General features: G+C 55.7%; 13 protein-coding genes. 9 read left to right on the forward strand and 4 right to left on the reverse strand.

From position 1 onward, the window contains the following. Positions 1 to 63 precede the first annotated feature (63 nt). From ACR0LX_RS21190 to ACR0LX_RS21210, 5 genes are all read left to right on the forward strand, one after another. Entirely contained in the window at positions 64 to 1,017 is a 954-nt protein-coding gene (locus ACR0LX_RS21190) for an ABC transporter substrate-binding protein (RefSeq protein WP_480785347.1), read from the forward strand. Positions 1,018 to 1,091: 74 nt separating this feature from the next. Next, positions 1,092 to 2,111 (forward strand): quaternary amine ABC transporter ATP-binding protein, encoded by a 1,020-nt coding sequence (locus ACR0LX_RS21195; protein ID WP_480785348.1) that lies wholly within the window; start codon positions 1,092 to 1,094, stop codon positions 2,109 to 2,111. Next, entirely contained in the window at positions 2,111 to 4,096 is a 1,986-nt protein-coding gene (locus ACR0LX_RS21200; RefSeq protein WP_480785349.1) for an ABC transporter permease, read from the forward strand. The genes ACR0LX_RS21195 and ACR0LX_RS21200 overlap by 1 nt, the downstream gene beginning before the upstream one ends. Before the next feature lie 4 nt (positions 4,097 to 4,100). Then, positions 4,101 to 6,473, forward strand: coding sequence for a trimethylamine N-oxide demethylase (locus tag ACR0LX_RS21205; protein WP_480785350.1), 2,373 nt, complete (start codon positions 4,101 to 4,103; stop codon positions 6,471 to 6,473). Positions 6,474 to 6,526: 53 nt separating this feature from the next. Then, positions 6,527 to 7,783 (forward strand): NAD(P)/FAD-dependent oxidoreductase, encoded by a 1,257-nt coding sequence (locus ACR0LX_RS21210; RefSeq protein ID WP_480785351.1) that lies wholly within the window; start codon positions 6,527 to 6,529, stop codon positions 7,781 to 7,783. Here ACR0LX_RS21210 and ACR0LX_RS21215 read toward each other — a convergent pair. The 3 genes from ACR0LX_RS21215 to ACR0LX_RS21225 all read right to left on the reverse strand — a co-directional run bounded on the left by ACR0LX_RS21215 (position 7,780) and on the right by ACR0LX_RS21225 (position 10,574). Then, complete coding sequence (locus ACR0LX_RS21215; protein ID WP_480785352.1) at positions 7,780 to 8,877, reverse strand: cytochrome P450; 1,098 nt, start codon at positions 8,875 to 8,877, stop codon at positions 7,780 to 7,782. The two genes, ACR0LX_RS21210 and ACR0LX_RS21215, sit on opposite strands and share 4 nt — an antisense overlap. 128 nt (positions 8,878 to 9,005) lie before the next feature. Further along, on the reverse strand, positions 9,006 to 9,173 hold the full coding sequence (locus tag ACR0LX_RS21220; protein ID WP_480785353.1) for a hypothetical protein: 168 nt from the start codon (positions 9,171 to 9,173) through the stop codon (positions 9,006 to 9,008). Positions 9,174 to 9,197: 24 nt separating this feature from the next. After that, entirely contained in the window at positions 9,198 to 10,574 is a 1,377-nt protein-coding gene (locus ACR0LX_RS21225) for an ammonium transporter (protein ID WP_480579961.1), read from the reverse strand. Between the two features lie 400 nt (positions 10,575 to 10,974). Between ACR0LX_RS21225 and ACR0LX_RS21230 the strand changes: the two genes are divergently transcribed. From ACR0LX_RS21230 to ACR0LX_RS21245, 4 genes are all read left to right on the forward strand, one after another. Then, positions 10,975 to 12,225, forward strand: a complete 1,251-nt coding sequence (locus ACR0LX_RS21230; protein ID WP_480785354.1) for a sarcosine oxidase subunit beta family protein — start codon at positions 10,975 to 10,977, stop codon at positions 12,223 to 12,225. A 71-nt stretch (positions 12,226 to 12,296) separates the two neighbouring features. After that, a complete protein-coding gene (locus tag ACR0LX_RS21235) occupies positions 12,297 to 12,584 on the forward strand; it encodes a sarcosine oxidase subunit delta (RefSeq protein WP_480579955.1) in 288 nt (95 codons plus the stop codon). After that, on the forward strand, positions 12,581 to 15,541 hold the full coding sequence (locus tag ACR0LX_RS21240) for a sarcosine oxidase subunit alpha family protein (RefSeq protein ID WP_480785355.1): 2,961 nt from the start codon (positions 12,581 to 12,583) through the stop codon (positions 15,539 to 15,541). The genes ACR0LX_RS21235 and ACR0LX_RS21240 overlap by 4 nt, the downstream gene beginning before the upstream one ends. Next, complete coding sequence (locus tag ACR0LX_RS21245; RefSeq protein ID WP_480785356.1) at positions 15,534 to 16,109, forward strand: sarcosine oxidase subunit gamma; 576 nt, start codon at positions 15,534 to 15,536, stop codon at positions 16,107 to 16,109. The genes ACR0LX_RS21240 and ACR0LX_RS21245 overlap by 8 nt, the downstream gene beginning before the upstream one ends. A gap of 4 nt (positions 16,110 to 16,113) precedes the next feature. Here ACR0LX_RS21245 and ACR0LX_RS21250 read toward each other — a convergent pair whose 3' ends face one another. Next, positions 16,114 to 17,148 (reverse strand): GlxA family transcriptional regulator, encoded by a 1,035-nt coding sequence (locus ACR0LX_RS21250; RefSeq protein ID WP_480785357.1) that lies wholly within the window; start codon positions 17,146 to 17,148, stop codon positions 16,114 to 16,116. Positions 17,149 to 17,231 lie beyond the last annotated feature (83 nt).

The raw sequence follows: 17,231 nt of genomic DNA on the forward strand, positions 1-17,231 counted from the left end.
GCGCGTGAACCCTCGCCCTGACCGGGCGTCGGACCACCGCCGAAAACAACAGGGAGACTGAAGATGAGAAAACTGACTTTATTGGCCTCTGCGAGTGCGTTCGCGGCGATGGCCGTTTCGGCGCATGCCGCTGACAGCGATGATCCGATCGTGATCCCGATCCACAACTGGTCAAGCCAGATCGTGATGTCGAATGTGGTTGGTCAGATGTTCGAAGAGATGGATCTGAATGTCGAATACGTCACCACAGACAGCCAGGCTGTCTACGAGTCGGTGCGTCTGGGCGATGTCGCGCTGGAATTGGAAGTCTGGGAAGGTGCGTTCGGGGCGTCATTCCGCGAAGCACTGTCGAAAGGCGGTCTGCATGATGCCGGCGACCACGACGCGGTCACCCGCGAAGACTGGTGGTATCCGATGTGGACCAAGGACGCGTGCCCCGGTCTACCGGATTGGCAAGCGCTGAACGATTGTGCAGCAGTTTTTGCAACCGCTGAAACGGGCGACAAAGGCCGGTACCTGGACGGTCCGGTGGACTGGCTGAAACACGGACAGGAACGTGTCGAGGCATTGGATATGGACTTCGTTGTCGTGAATGCCGGTTCGGCTGCGGCGCTTTGGGCCGAGATTGGTGCAGCAGAAGCTGAAAAAAAGCCGGTTGTTGTGTTCAACTGGACGCCCAACTTTGCCGAAGCCGTATGGCCGGGTGAGTTCGTTGAATTTCCTGCGTGGGTGGACGGGTGCGACACCGATCCTTCCGTCGGACCAAATCCGGACGCTCTGTACGACTGCGGCAACCCCGCAACTGGCTATCTCAAAAAGGCGGCCTGGGACGGAATGGAAGGCAAATGGCCAACAGCGTATTGCGTGCTGACCAAGATCTCGTTCACGAACCCTCAAATCGCCGAAATGGCGAAACTGGTGGACACAGACGAGTTGGAACCGGATGAAGCAGCCGTTGAATGGCTGGCCGCAAACCGTGGCATTGTCGATCCATGGATCCAGGAGTGCTCGGGTTAACTTGAGCTGATTTGACAAATGTACCTGTCCCGCGAGACCATGTGGGGCAGGTGACTGTACGACAGGGGAATGGCATGGCACCGGTAATTTCGGCCAGAAATGTCTGGAAGCTTTTTGGGGCTCATCCAGAGAAATACCTGCGTTCGATGCCTGAAAGCCATGGCTTCGACGACATTCGTGCTGACGGGTACATTGCCGGGGTCAAAGATGTTTCTGTAGATGTCGGTCAAGGTGAAATGCTTGTTATCATGGGGCTTTCCGGATCCGGGAAGTCGACACTGGTCCGCTGTTTCTCCAGGTTGCACGATATAACTGGCGGCACCATCGAGGTCGAGGGTCAGGACATTATGTCATTGGCGGAAAAAGACCTGATTGAATTGCGTCGGTCCAAAATGGGAATGGTGTTTCAGTCCTTTGGCCTTTTGCCGCATCGAACGGTTCTGGAAAATGTTGCGTTTCCATTAGAGATGCGTGGGCAAGACAAACACACCCGGCGCGAACGAGCGTTGGAAGTCGTGCGTTTGGTCGGCCTCGAAGGGCGCGAGGACTATTTCCCGCGAGAATTGTCAGGTGGGCAGCAACAGCGTGTTGGTATTGCTCGATCTCTTGCGATTGAGCCGGATATCTGGTTTCTGGATGAGCCGTTTTCGGCGCTGGACCCTCTGATCCGTCGCGAGATGCAGGACGAGTTTCTGCGTTTGCAGGAGATGCTGGGCAAGACGATTGTGTTTATCACTCATGATTTTGACGAAGCACTCCGGTTGGCTGATCGGATCGCAATTATGAAAGACGGCGCGATCGAACAATGTGATACGCCAGACGCGATCGTTATGAACCCAGCAACCGAATACGTTCGGAAATTCACTGAGGATATCGACAAAGCGCGGGTTGTTCATGCCCGCGGTCTTTCTAGGCCGATAAACGGGCACGCGCTCGAGGGCGATCCCGTAGATGCCAAATCCACGATTCAGGATCTCGCCAGGCAATTGGTGAATGAAACCCGCGAAGCGATTCCGGTGGCGGACAAATCAGGAAAAGTTGTCGGGGTGATGCAGCGGTCCGAAGCGCTTGATCTGTTGCTGGGGGCCGGTTGATGGCCGTCACGCACGCCTCCGAAGTTGGTGCCCGCACCCATAATGGTAGCGGTCGAGATCCGGTATTGTTGGCACTGATAGGTACGGCGCTGGCCTTTGTGGCCGCGCATGCATTCGGCGTGCTGCCGCCTTGGTTACAGCGGATACCCGAGGCCATGATCCCACCAACCGCAGAGGTGCTTGACGCTGTTTTCGCCTTTGTTCAGAACGATCTAGGCCTGATCTACGTCACCCGGTTCATAGCGGAAGGGCCGCTTGAGTTTCTGTTGGATGCAACGGCGAACTTGCTTTATGGAAAACGTCGCTGGCCGATGATGGGTCCGATCCCATGGACGGCAATTGCGGGCGCGGCGACGGTGCTCGGCTTTTACCTCGGCGGCTGGAGGCTTGCCGCCTTGGCGGGTGGTACGTTCGTCTGGACAGCGCTCATCGGTCAATGGGACATTGCAATGCAGACTATGTCTGTGTTGGTCGTTGCTGCACCGATTGCGTTCTTGATCGGGCTTCTCTTGGGGATTGCCGCCTGGAAATACCCTTGGGTGGATACCACGATCAAACCGGTTCTAAGTGTGCTTCAAACACTTCCGTTTTTTACGTATCTTTTGCCGGCAGTTATCTTCTTCAAGGTAGGCCCAACGGCAGGGGCGGTTGCCACCATCATCTATGCGATCCCTCCCATGATTTTGATGACGACACTTGGACTGAAAAAAGTCAGTCCCGAGATTGTCGAGGCAGGCAAGATGTCCGGGTGCACACGATGGCAGATGTTGACGCGTGTTTATTTGCCGGCTGCGCGGACCGAAATATTGGTCGGCGTGAACCAGGTCATCATGCTGTGTCTAGCGATGGTTGTTTTGACCGCCTTTATTGGCATGCCCGGGCTGGGCGCAAAGCTGCTCGCGATGATGGGCAGTTTCAAACTTGGCCGTTCTTTTGAGATTGGCGTGACCATCGTTTTGTTCGCAATCATGCTCGACCGGTTGTCAAAGGCGTGGGTCGTCAAACAACCCGAGCATTTTGAGAAGGGTACGCCGTGGTGGCAGCAACACGCTTACCTGTTGATTGGTCTGTCCGTCTTTTTTGTGTTCTGTGTAATCGCACAATTCGTTGATGTCTTTGCCGAAATCGGTCGACGTCAATCTTTCTCAAAAGGCAAAGAGATTGACGTCGTAATAAAGGGCTTTTTGGCGATAGATGCGGTGAATGCAGTGACAGAATGGTTGCGTTGGTTCTTGAATGTGAAAGTTCTGATACCATTCCGAAACTCGCTTTTGTGGATCCCAACACCTGCGTTCATTTTGCTGATAACAGCGCTGACGTATTGGCTTGGTGGCAAACGACCTGCGATTTATGGGTTTGTTTTCTTCACGCTGGTCGCCTTTTCAGGCTGGTGGGACCGTTCCGTTATCACGCTATATACGGTCATCTCGGCCGTCATAATTTCGATGCTGATCGGTATTCCACTGGGGATTTTTGCTGCGCGTTCCGCAAAGTGGTCGAACCGTATTTTGCTGGCTTGCGATACGGCACAGACATTCCCCAGTTTCATCTACCTTATTCCGGCTATCATGCTGTTCGGTGTGAATGATGTTGCAGTGGTCTTCGCGATCGTGATCTTCACCACTGTTCCGCTCACGCGATACACGATCGAGGGGCTGCGTACTGTTCCGCCGGAAATTACCGAAGCGGCTGATATGTCCGGCGCGACGCGTCGGCAGAGGCTATGGACGGTTCAGTTACCGATGGCCCTGCCGACTATGGCAGTAGGATTTAATCAGGCGATCATGTTCGCCTTCTTCATGGTGATCATAGCAGCCTTCATTGGCACGCAGGATCTTGGTCAGGAGCTTCAGCGGACGCTTGCAGGTACTGAACTTGGCAAGAACATCGTGCTGGGGTTGAACGTTGCGTTTATGGCTCTGACATTTGATCTGGCTGTCATGGCGTGGGCCGAGAAGCGCAAAAAAGTACTGGGGCTCGGTTGAGGGTATGAACAAGCCGGAGTTCATTGAGCATCCTTGGGAAAGACGGGGGATTGTCTCGCCCGGCCTTCCGATACTGCCTCATGGTGTTGAGCGCCATCCAGTGCCCGGCGGCGGATCACGAGCTGTGCCGATCTTTCGAGGTGATGAGATCAGCATTGTCGACAAAGAAGGTTTGCAACCGGGTGAACTGGTGTTTTTTGCACCTGATCGAACCTCAGATGCGGCGATGCTTGGGACTATCGGCAAGGGACGGCCCACCGCGACGATTGAAACGCTAGCAAATGGTTCACGTTCGGGCGCAACCGTTCTGAAGGCGTTGGCAGCATCGGGGTTCACTATCGAAACCGGGGATGCGATCAGAGTCTTTCCAGAGGGATCGAAGCCCGGCGAAACAGCCAGCTATACGGCAGAACGTGATGGTTTGTTGATTTGCGCGGCTCCGGGCAAACCGATGAGCCCAGAGGCACAGAATGCGCCAACCGAACTTGTCCTCTACATCCGCAGGGCGGACCCGAAGCATGCCAAAGGCGCGATGGGACCACCTGATCCTTTGGCCGATCCGCTACAAGACCTGAACATCCAACCCGGACACGCATCGGCCTACGAAGTCAAAAAGGGTGAGTACATCCAAATTCTGGACGTGAAGGGCAGGGAGTGTTCTGACTTTCAGGCTTTTTCGCTGCGCGCGCTCGACAATGGTCTTGAGCGCGAGATAGATCCGACGACGACCCGCAGCTTAATGGGAAGCCTCTACCCCAACCCGGGAATTTTCTCAAAATACTGGTCCGTTGATCAGGAGCCGCTTGTAGAGATCGTTCAGGATACCTGCGGGCGTCACGACACGTTTGGTCTTGCGTGCACGGCACGGTACTACGAGGATCTCGGCTACCCCGGGCATATCAACTGCTCGGACAACATGAATGCGGATTTGGCCCGATTCAACGTCCGGCCACGCGGCGGCTGGCCCGCGATCAATTTCTTTTTCAACACGATGCTCGATGATACGAACGCCATCGGAATGGACGACCCCTGGTCACGACCCGGCGACTTTGTGTTGCTCCGAGCTTTGTCTGATCTGGTTTGCGTCAGCACCGCGTGCCCCTGCGATGTCGACCCGGCAAATGGATGGAACCCGACGGATATCCAGGTCCGCACGTACAAAGCCACCGAGGATTTCAAACGATCCGTCGGCTATAGAAAATCTGCGGAGGCGGATGTGGAAGAAACCAAAAAAACCGCGTTCCATGATTGCTTTGCGCGTCACACCGAGGATTTCGTTGAATACAACGGCTACTGGCTTGCAAACACGATCCCCAAACTTGGAAGCATTGCAGAGTACTGGGCCGTGCGTGAAAAGGCAGCGGTCATGGATCTGTCGCCACTGCGAAAATACGAGGTGACGGGGCCGGACGCGGAAGAGCTGATGCAAGTCTGCGTGACGCGGAACGTCAAGAAAATAAGTGTCGGGCAGGTCAGCTACACCGCCATGTGCTATGAGCACGGCGGAATGATCGACGACGGTACAATTTATCGTTTGGGGGACAACAATTTCCGTTGGATAGGGGGCAATGACACAAGTGGCTTGTGGCTTAAGGAGCAGGCTGCCAAGCGGGGTTTGAACGCTTGGGTCCGTCCGTCAACGGATCAGCTTCACAACATTGCCGTGCAGGGGCGCTATTCCCGGGATATCCTTAAGAAAGTCTTCTGGACGCCGCCAACCCAACCGTCCGTTGAGGAACTGCCGTGGTTCCGCATGACAATCGCCCGTATCGGCGATTACTCGGGAACCGCAGTTGTGATTTCCCGAACTGGCTATTCAGGTGAGTTGGGATACGAAATCTTCTGCCATCCAAAGGATGCGGTTGAGGTGTTCGATGCCGTCTGGGACGCGGGTCTGGAGTTTGATCTTGCGCCGCTGGGCCTGGCCGCGCTGGACATGATGAGGATCGAAGCAGGTCTGATTTTCGCGGGAAGCGAGTTTGACGACACAACGGACCCGTTTGAAGCCGGAATTGGCTTTACCGTGCCGCTGAAATCAAAAGTGGACGACTTTATTGGCCGCGCTGCATTGGAAGAACGCAAGGCGCATCCGCACCGAAAACTTGTTGGGTTTGAAATCGAAGGAGGAACCGTGCCTTCGCCCGGCGATTGTGTTCGGATTGGCAAGGCGCAAGTCGGTGAGATTACCTCTGCCGTGAAATCGCCGGTTCTTGGGAAAGTGATCGCGCTTGGTAGGGTTGCGACAGCACATGCCGAAGTCGGGACGGATATTGAAATCGGCCAATTGGACGGCCAGCAGAAGCGACTGAAGGCCCGGGTGGTCGCCTTCCCGCATTTCGACCCGGGTAAAGAGCGGGTAAAAGGGAACTACGATTGAGCCTCTTCACACAGGATGCTGTTCCTGGGCGTCCTTATTGGTGGGACGATGTAATGTGGCCTGCTCTTGAACAAAGGCTGCCCACAAAAACAGAAATTCTTGTCATTGGCGCCGGATACACCGGACTTTCGGCGGCCATCGCGGCCCACGATGCGGGGGCTCGGGTTTTGGTTATAGACAGCGGTAAGCCGGGGCAGGGGGCTTCGACCCGAAACGGTGGCATGTTGGGAGCTCACCCGAGGGTTGGTTGGGACGCGTTGGCAACTCGCTATGGACCGCAGGTCGCCGATGCTCTGTTCTCGGAAGCATCAGAAGCACTGAATTGGGTCAAAGACCTATTGAAGAAAGAGCAAATCACTTGCGATTACGAAGAATGCGGGCGCATTCAGCTGGCTTACACTTCGTACCAGTTCGCGGCGCAAGAAAAGATGGCGACTCAGATTTCAGAAAAAGGCGCTGGACCGTGCAAGATTCTGGGTCGCAATGAGTTGCCAAAGAACATTAGGACGCCACTGTACAAGGGCGCCATCTTATTCCCGACACATGGCGCAATTCACCCGGCCAAGTATCTGCTCGGTTTGCTAAATGCCACGTCAGTTCGGGGCATTCCCGTTGTTTCGAATTGCCCGGCGGCGGATATGCAAAAGGCAGGCACGGCTTGGCAGGTTTCGACACCGCAAGGGAGCATTTCCGCTGACAGGGTTATTCTGGCCACCAATGGCTATACAGGCAACCAATTCAACTGGTTCAACCGGCGTGTATTTCCGGTGCCAAGTTATCTCGTGGCAACAGAACCGTTGGAACGTGGACTGATAAATGAACTGGCACCCGGTCGGCGCATGATGGTGGAAACCCGAATGCACCACAGTTACTTTCGGGTTTCGCCCGATGGGTCCCGTTTGCTGTTCGGAGGTCGTGCGGCATTGGTGGATATCGACCTTCACAAGGCCGCACGCCGCCTGCACAATAAGATGGCCGAGATTTGGCCCAGACTGCGGGATGTTCGGCTGTCCCATGTCTGGACCGGAAACACTGGTTTCACCTTTGGTCAGTTGCCACATGTAGGCGAGCGAAACGGTATTCACTATGCCTTGGGGTATTCAGGCGGGGGAACTGTGTTGGCCCCGTGGTTGGGCCGCAAGGCAGCACTTTGCGCCGTGGGGTCACCAGACGGCGAGACGGCCTTTACGCAGACGAGGCTTTCTTCGCGTTGGTTCTATCCCGGTGGCCGACCTCATTTCCTGCGCCCAATTGATTTGTGGTACCGCAACTGGGTTGATCCCCGTGAAGACAGAAGCGCAAACGGTTAGTTCGCCCATTTCGGTAAAACGGTCATCCGCAGCGGGCTTGTGTTGCCACTGTCAGGCAAAAACACCGGATCGTCTGCAAGTTCAATAGCTTCCCAGTAACGCAGCCAGACCTTCAGTGCCGCCATCATGTCTGTTCTTGCAACCAAGTGTCCCAGACAGTGATGAGCGCCTCCTCCAAATCCAAAATGCGACTTTCGGCGCGCGCGAATGTCAAATGCGCCATTGTGGCCGGACTTAGGATCAGTACCAGAGGCGTGGACGAGAATATGCACGGTTGCCCCTGAGTGAATAGTCACATCCCCAATCGTGATATCTTCCAATGCTTCTCGGGTCGCCCAAGTCGTTGTTGGGCGCATCCTGATCACCTCGTCGATGGCGTTTGAAACCGCTTGCGGGTTGGCCCGCAACCAGTCCCACTGTTCTGGATGTTGCGAGAACAGATGTGCCGCGAATGCCAATTGAGCACGGGTCGTATCCACGCCGCCAAAGATGGAGATGACAGTCAGATCGACCAACGCCTGACGATCTTCATATTTTTGGGACACAAGGCGAGATACAAAACTGTCGTGCGGCGGTGCATCGATTAACCGATTTGCTAACACCGATAGCCGATCCAAAGACGCGTTGACTTCTGTCTGGTAGCGGAGAGCCTCGGGACCCATTGCCAAACCAAGACAGGTTGCATCTGATGCAAGCCGTCCAGAAATCTGCATTGGCAACCCCAGAAGCGCCGTAATCGCCTGTCCCGCGAACGGCTCGGTGAAGCCATCAATTATGTCGAAGGGCCCGGGGCCCCTTAGGGTATCACACAAGGTTTCAGCGATTTTGGTGAATGTGGGTTCCAGCGCAAGGATTTGTTCCTTGGCAAAGGCATTCTGGGCGATATTCCGTAAAGCGGCGTGTTCTTCGCCCTCCAGCGAGATGACACTGCGCTTCCAGAACTCTGCAAAACTGCCCTGAAGCCCAACCGCTTCTGGCCAGGCGTGGCTGCCTTGACGAAACCTACGATCTCGCAGAATTGTACCGGCTTCGCGGTGCCGGAGAACCGCAAATCCGAATGGTGTCCGAGCGCACCACGACGCCTCGCGCGCCATACGTACTTCCGGAGATCGAGTGGAAAACCCCGGATTGGTCAGGTCAAGAAATGGAAGAATTCGACTCATCGGTGTCCAACAAAAAAGGCCGCACAAGTTGTGCGGCCTTTAGTTTAGTACAGTGGCAATTATTCCTTTAGTTTTTTGTAGGCATCATGCTCGTGCTTTTGTCCACTCCACAGTGCGAACAAACAAATTAGTACGGCAAGCACGAACCAAAGCATCGGCGTAGAACCTCCGGCACCCATAAAAATCGGACCGCTCATTTCATCCACATTTGCTAGGCTAAATCCCATTACTTTGTCTCCTTGTTCCAGATGTTACTCGGCAGGGCTGGCCGAAGGTGAGATACCTTCGGGATATGCCTGCATGGGCACTTTCGTCAGATCGAGGCCGGCAATTTCGGCTTCCTTTGTGACGCGCAGCATTCCCAGTTTGTTGAGAACCCAGCTGATGACGTACCCTGGTACAAAGCCCACGAGGAAGAAGACCACGGCACCGACTATCTGGCCAAGCAGCGACACAGTCGCGACGTCGTCGCCTTGAATTGCAGGAAGCCCTGACCCCCAGACACCAAACATGATCAGACCAAACAGGCCGATCGTGCCGTGAACGGTGACCGCTCCGACAGCGTCGTCGATGCCACGGTTCTCCAGCCATGTATAACACGGCTTAAGCAGAGCGCCGCCGGCAAAGCCCATCACAAACGCCAGAGACGGGTCGTAAACGTCCAAGCCTGAGGCGGTGGCGATGATGCCTGCAAGGGCGCCTGACATCATGAAGAATGGGTCCCGAGCGATTGCCCATGCGCCAATTATGCCGCCTGACATGCCCATCAGGATGTTGAATGCCAGTGAGCTTAGTGTCATCGGCGTGCCATAAATGGTGGTGGCTTTGTCAGCGTACCAGCTCCAGGCTTCGCCCGGCACGATTACGCAGGCCATTAAGAAGCCCCAGAAACCAACGATGATCAGCATCAGGCCCGTGACTGTGAATGGCATGTTGTGACCGCCTATGTGGTTGGCCGTACCATCCTCATTGAATTTGCCGATTCTCGGACCGAGGTTGATGAGAACACCAAGGGCAAAGAACCCTGCCACCGCATGAACCAGTCCGGCAGCACCAAAGTCGTGGACACCCCATTGTGTGACCATCCATCCATCTGCATGCCAGCCCCAGGCAGCAGCGACAACCCACGCGAAAGAGCCCAGTACGACTGCAAGGATGACAAACCCGACGACTTGGATTCGTTCGATGACAGCACCCGAGAAGATAGAGGCCGTTGTCGCAGCGAAAAGGGCAAAAGCACCCCAAAATACACCAGTTGACTGATCGTCTAGGTTCGGGCCAGCGCTATCTGACCATGGCAGCGCGAATGAAGCGTACGTGGAACCTGAAATGCCCATGGCGCCCTCTGAGAACGTGATCCCGGTTGGGAAACCCCAGTAGACCCACCACCCAAAGAAATAGAAGGTAGGCATCATGAATGCGAAGGCGAGAATATTCTTTATTCCCGAAGCCAGCACGTTTTTTTGGCGCGATGCCCCCATCTCGTAAGCCAGGAAACCGGCATGGATGATGACCATTAAGGGTATCGTGAGGTAGTAGTAGGTTTCGGCAAACATCGTGTTCGTTACAGACGTCGATGCTTCCAGTTCCGCGACCTTGGCCGCTAGTTCTGCTAGTTGCTCTTCCATGTTCCCAACCTTGCTGAGTTCCCGACCGTGCTCGGTGTTCACAGACGAATTTCAAGAGTCTGCGACAAAATGCTACACTAAACCAAATCGAAACCAGAAGTAAAAAAATTAATCCAAAACTAATCCAAATAACGGCGGGCAAAATGACGCTTGGGAACAGATGATGGTAAATTCAATGACTATTGTGAATCCTTGTGGCGTTGTGAATTCAAGCCTCGCTAAACTAACTCCCTTAGGTTCTAGCTGACCTGGTCAGCTAATTTTGGAAGCATTCGTTTCATAGGATAAAACGCGAAACATTCGGTTATTTGGTCGCAAAAGGTCAGTTCGACGCCGCATATCGAAATGGTCAAGCCGAAGTTTGATCCTCAGCGTGCTTCAAAAGGAATGCGGGTTAATCATGCGTTATTCAGGATTTCGGGTAATCAAGGAAGCACTTCTTGGACACAAAGGCTGGACACAAGCCTGGCGTGATCCTGAGCCTAAGACGCAATATGACTTTGTGATCGTTGGTGGAGGCGGCCATGGATTGGCCACTGCATACTATCTGCCCAAGGAGTTCGGTGAAGCGCGGATTGCAGTTCTTGAGAAAGGCTGGATCGGAGGGGGCAATGTGGGGCGAAACACGACAATTGTCCGTTCGAACTACCTGCTGGACGGGAACGAGCCGTTTTACGAATTTTCCCTGAAGCTCTGGGAAGGACTTGAGCAGGATTTCAATTTCAACGCCATGGTTAGCCAGCGTGGCATTCTTAACCTTGTTCACACGGATGCGCAGCGCGATGCAGCACGGCGCCGGGGCAACGCGATGATCCTGAACGGCTCGGATGCCGAACTGCTGGATGCGGCGGGCGTCAGGGCGATGTATCCGTTCCTGAACTTTGATAACAGCCGCTTTCCGATTAAGGGCGGGCTCTTGCAACGGCGCGGCGGCACGGTGCGCCACGATGCAGTGGCTTGGGGCTACGCGCGCGGCGCGGATCTGCATGGTGTGGATATCATCCAGAACTGTGAGGTTACAGGTTTCCGCATCGAGAATGGCAAGGTTTTGGGGGTCGAGACCTCGCGCGGGTTCATTGGGGCGAAGAAAGTCGGGGTGGCCGTGGCCGGCTCATCAAGTCGGGTGATGGAGGCTGCGGGCATGCGTTTGCCGATCGAAAGCCACGTGTTGCAGGCTTTTGTGTCCGAGGGGCTCAAGCCGGTCATAGATGGGGTGATCACTTTCGGGGCAGGGCATTTCTATTGCAGTCAGTCGGACAAAGGCGGACTGGTCTTTGGCGGCGATATCGACATGTACAACACCTACGCCCAGCGGGGGAATCTTCCGGTGATCGAGGATGTTGTGGAAAGCGGCGTGGCGCTGATCCCGGCGCTTGGGCGGGTGCGATTGCTGCGGGCTTGGGGCGGCGTCATGGACATGTCGATGGATGGCTCTCCGTTCATCGACCGGACGCACATTGATGGTCTCTATTTTAACGGTGGCTGGTGTTATGGCGGGTTCAAGGCGACCCCGGCATCAGGCTGGTGTTTTGCGCATCTTCTGTCCACCGATCGACCGCATAACGTTGCAACCGCCTATCGTCTGGATCGGTTCCGTACCGGTCACATGATCGATGAGAAGGGGGTGGGCGCGCAGCCCAACCTGCACTGAAGGGATATGAGTGTCTTCCGTAAAACCGAGAACCGGTTCTACGGTTCGAAAATGCGAAAGGAGCCAATGCCATGATTATCACCCATCCGCTTCTTGGCCCCCGCGACGCGCAGGAGTTTGTCTATCTCGGCGACGTGGCACTGATCGACCGCCCCGACTGGCAGGCTGACAACGCAGCCGACGCCTTTCACGACTACCTCTATCTGCGCGACAATCCGGCCGGAGAGCATTGTGAACTTTGGTATCACGAGCAAGGCGACCGCTCATGGTTGGTAGTGACGCGCAATACGTTGACGCATGAGATCACATCCGTCGAACTGGCCCGTGATGTGGCCCGGGCAAGGGGGCGCAGCATATGAGCGTACAGACCAACCGGCTGAATGGCGGTCTTGTCGATCAGTCACAGCCCCTGAAGTTCAACTTTGACGGCAGACAGTATCAAGGCCATCCCGGCGATACATTGGCCTCGGCCCTGCTGGCCAATGGTGTGCGTCTGATGGGGCGCTCATTCAAGTATCACCGTCCCCGTGGGCCACTGACCTGCGGGTCAGAAGAGCCCAACGCGCTGGTCGAACTCCGTTCTGGCGCACGGCAGGAGCCCAACACCCGCGCTACGGTGGCCGAGCTTTTTGACGGGCTGGAAGCAAAATCGCAGAACCGCTGGCCATCCCTGAAACGGGATGTGCTGTCGGTCAACGACTTGTTCAGCAATTTTCTGACGGCAGGTTTCTACTACAAGACATTCATGTGGCCAAAGGCGTTCTGGGAGAAGCTCTACGAACCGGTGATCCGGCGCGCCGCCGGTTTGGGCCGCGTGTCCGGACAAGATGACCCGGATGTGTATGACAAAGGCTTTCTGCACTGCGATCTGCTGGTGATCGGGGCCGGTCCGGCGGGTCTGATGGCGGCGCGGACGGCAGGTCGAGCTGGTGCGCGGGTCATTCTCGCGGACGAGGACTTTGTCATGGGCGGGCGACTCAACGCCGAACGCTATGAGGTCGGCGAATTGGCCGGATCGGACTGGGCGGTGCAGATCCTTGCGGAGCTGTCGGCGATGGACAATGTTCGCTTGCTTTCGCGCACCACCGTGATCGGGGCTTTTGATCATGGCATTTATGGTGCTGTCGAGCGGGTAGCTGATCATCTGCCCGCGCCCGATGCCGCGCAGCCTCGCCAGATCATGTGGCGGATTTATTCAAAACGAGCGCTGCTATGTGCCGGTGCAACCGAGCGGCCTATTGCTTTTGCCAACAATGATCGCCCCGGCGTGATGTTGGCCGGGGCAACCCGTGCCTATGTCAACCGCTGGGCAGTGACCCCGCACGCGCACGTGGCTGTATTTACCAACAATGATGATGGTCATCGCACGGCCGCCGACCTGATATCGAAAGGCGTGCATGTCACCGCCGTGATCGACACACGGGCCGACGCTCCTGCGGTCGAAGGGACCGAACTGTTCGCCGGTGCGCAGGTGATCAACAGCAAGGGCAGGTTGGGCTTGGGGTCAGTGACAGTCCGTACGGCCAAGGGGTTTACCCGTGATATCATTTGCGGCGGCCTGGCGGTTTCAGGTGGGTGGAATCCCAACATTCATTTGACCTGCCATCAGCGCGGGCGTCCACAATGGAACGAAGGCCTCGCAGCGTTTGTACCGGGTGACGTGTTGCCGGTCGGCATGTCGGTCGCCGGTGCTGCGGCGGGCGTGATGTCGACCCATGGCGCGCTGAAATCCGGCGCGGAAGGGGCGGTAGCGGCTCTGTCTGATCTCGGGATCGCGGCGCAGGTCGGGGATTTGCCGCAGGCCGAGGACGAACCGGTGAACCTGCAACCATTTTGGTATGTGAAAGAGGGTAAGGGCCGGGCCTGGCTAGACCAACAGAACGACGTGACGGTCAAAGACGTCAAACTGGCGCATCAAGAGAACTATGTCTCGGTCGAACATCTGAAACGCTATACCACGCTGGGTATGGCCACCGATCAGGGCAAGACCTCGAATATGGGGGGCTTGGCAGTGATGGCCGAGATGACGGGCAAGTCGATCCCAGAGACCGGCACCACCATATTCCGCCCGCCTTATACGCCGGTTTCGATGGGTGTTCTGGCCGGTCGGTCGGTCGGCAAGCATTTCCATCCGACCCGAGAGACCCCAAGTCACAAATGGGCAACGGAACAGGGCGCAGTGTTCACCGAGGTCGGCGATTGGCTGCGTGCACAATGGTTCCCGCAAAAAGGTGAAACGCACTGGCGGCAATCGGTGGATCGTGAGGTGCTGCAGACCCGCAACTCGGTCGGTGTGTGCGACGTCACAACGTTGGGCAAGATCGACGTTCAGGGAACGGACGCGGCAGTGTTCTTGAACAAGATTTACGCCAACGGGTTCGCGAAACTGTCGGTGGGCAAGGTGCGCTATGGCCTGATGCTGAGGGAAGACGGCATCGCCTATGACGATGGCACTGCGGCGCGACTGGCCGAAGACCATTTTGTGGTCACGACAACCACCGCCAACGCCGTTCTGGTCTACCGCCAGATGGAGTTCGCTCGGCAATGTCTTTGGCCCGATCTGGACGTGCAACTGATCTCGACCACCGAGGCTTGGGCGCAGTATGCCGTGGCCGGACCGAATGCACGCAAACTGCTGGAGAAAGTTGTCGATCCGGACTTTGATCTGTCGAACGATGCGTTTCCGTTCATGGCTTGCGCCGAGATCAGCGTTTGCGGCGGTTGCCGGGCGCGTCTGTTCCGTATCTCGTTCAGCGGCGAGTTGGCTTATGAAATCGCCGTGCCCACACGCTATGGCGATGCGATGATCCGCGCATTGATGGAGGCAGGCGAAGAGTTTGGCGTGGTTCCTTATGGCACCGAGGCGCTGGGCGTCATGCGGATCGAAAAGGGGCATGCCGCCGGTAATGAGCTGAATGGCACCACCACGGCTCTGAATCTTGGCATGGGCCGGATGGTCAGCAAAAAGAAGGACTGCATCGGCAACACCCTAAGCGAGCGCGTCGGGCTGAACGAGCCAGATGCTCTGCGTCTTGTGGGCTTCAAACCGATGGATACTGGCGACTCCGTTGTCGCAGGGGGCCATTTGATGAATGGTGATGGTCCTATCGATGCAGCCCACGATCAGGGTTACGTCACCTCGGCCGCGTTTTCACCAGTCCTGCACAGTTCGATCGGCATCGGATTCCTGAAGAACGGAGGCGAAAGGATGGGCGAGGTTCTGCGGCTGGTCAACCCGCTGGAAGGCAACGAAGTAAAGGTCGAAGTGGTAAGTGCCCATTTCGTTGATCCCGATGGAGGACGCCAGCGTGCATAAGCTGAAACCACTCGCACCGCTTGGCGGCGCCGAGCCGAGATCCGACGACTTTCCCGGTTTGACGATCACAGAAAACCCATCGCGGGCGTTGGCATCCCTAACCGCACGTCATGGGCATCAGGCAGCGTGCGGCGCAAGGGCCAATGAGTTGATTGGTGCTGCGTTGCCTTCACCGGGCCATTCGGTAGCGTGTCTGAGCTATTCCGCCTTTTGGATTGGTCCCGACAGTTGGATGATCGACGCTGATCACGCAAGCCACGAGATGCTCGCCGACGAAGTCAAGGCCTCGGTCGGAAACACGGCCTCGGTCGTCGAACAAACCGATGGCTGGTGCCGGTTCGACATCACCGGCCCGAGAGCTTGCGATCTGTTCGAACGGATTTGTAACGTTGATATCCGAGCCATGCAGTCCGGTGCCACCACCCGATGCTCGATGCACCACATCGGGTGCTATTTGTGGTGCCATGAGACAGAAACATCTTTCTCTGCACTCGGGCCGCGGTCGTCGGCCAAATCACTGCACCATGCTCTTACTGAAACCGCCCGGACTGTCGTTCGTACGCACTAGAGACTCAATTGAAGGGTGCATTTCTGGTTACGCGAAAACGGTTGCGTTCTTGCCGATCCTGTCGCGGAGAAGAGCCGAATTGTTCAGAATAGTTTCGTGACATGGAAGTTGGATTGGAATAACCAACAGCACTTGCAATAGATGTGAAAGCATCTTGTGTATAAATTACAAGCTCACGCGCTGCCCGTAACCGAACAAGCCGATAATAGCGACCCGGGCTTCGCCCTGTGGCCTTCTGAAAGCTACGTTCAAGATGCCGGGCTGAAACTCCGACGCGCTGCGCAACTTCGCGCGTGGTCAAAGGAAACTCCAGATTTTCTGAAAACAGTTGGATCGCCTTGGATACGATGCTTGGAAGGTGATCAGCGGTGTCATCGGTTTCGAACGCGGGTGTCTGTTGACGTATGCCTGGGCTGCGAATTGACGGGTGTTGAAACCAACAAGCAACTTCGGTCATGACGGCCTCACCAAAAACAAGTTCTATCAGATGAAGTGATAGATCAAAGGCGGCTGCCGCTCCGGATGCTGTGCAGCAGCGATGGTTCAAAACAATGACATCATCTGTAGTTTCTACGTCAGGGAACTCATTCTCAAAAGCTGTTTTGTAACACCAGTGAACAGAGCAGGTCTGACTATCCAAAACACCGGAACGGGCTAACGGGAAAATTCCTCCGCTAATCGCACAAACGTTTGTCCCATGTCGCGCTAGGTATCGTAGTTTGCCATTTGCTGCGTCAGGATCCGTGAATTTCCCATCAGGTTCTGAAAGAAGAAACAGCATTTCCAGCCCCAGGACTTCTTGCAAGGCAATGTCAGACGGAAAGAGCAATTTTGCGCTGGAAAGCGTCGAAGCGCCGGTTTCAGATACAACTTTCCAGGAAAACACTTCGCGGGCGGCAATCTCATTGGCTGCTCTCAGAGGTTCGATCACAGACGTAAGGCAAGCCATCGGAAACCCGGGAAACGTCAGAAATCCCAGTGTTATCCGATCGCGTGTTTCCAAGCTTAAACCCTTCATAGGGCTTGAAAGATGTTTCATATCGCTTTTCGTTTGCAGTTTGCGAACTGGTTAGTCCCCGTATTTCGACTTTGCTTCATGACTAACAGAAAAATCCAGTATTG

It is taken from the genome of Ruegeria sp. CH11 (assembly GCF_056537105.1).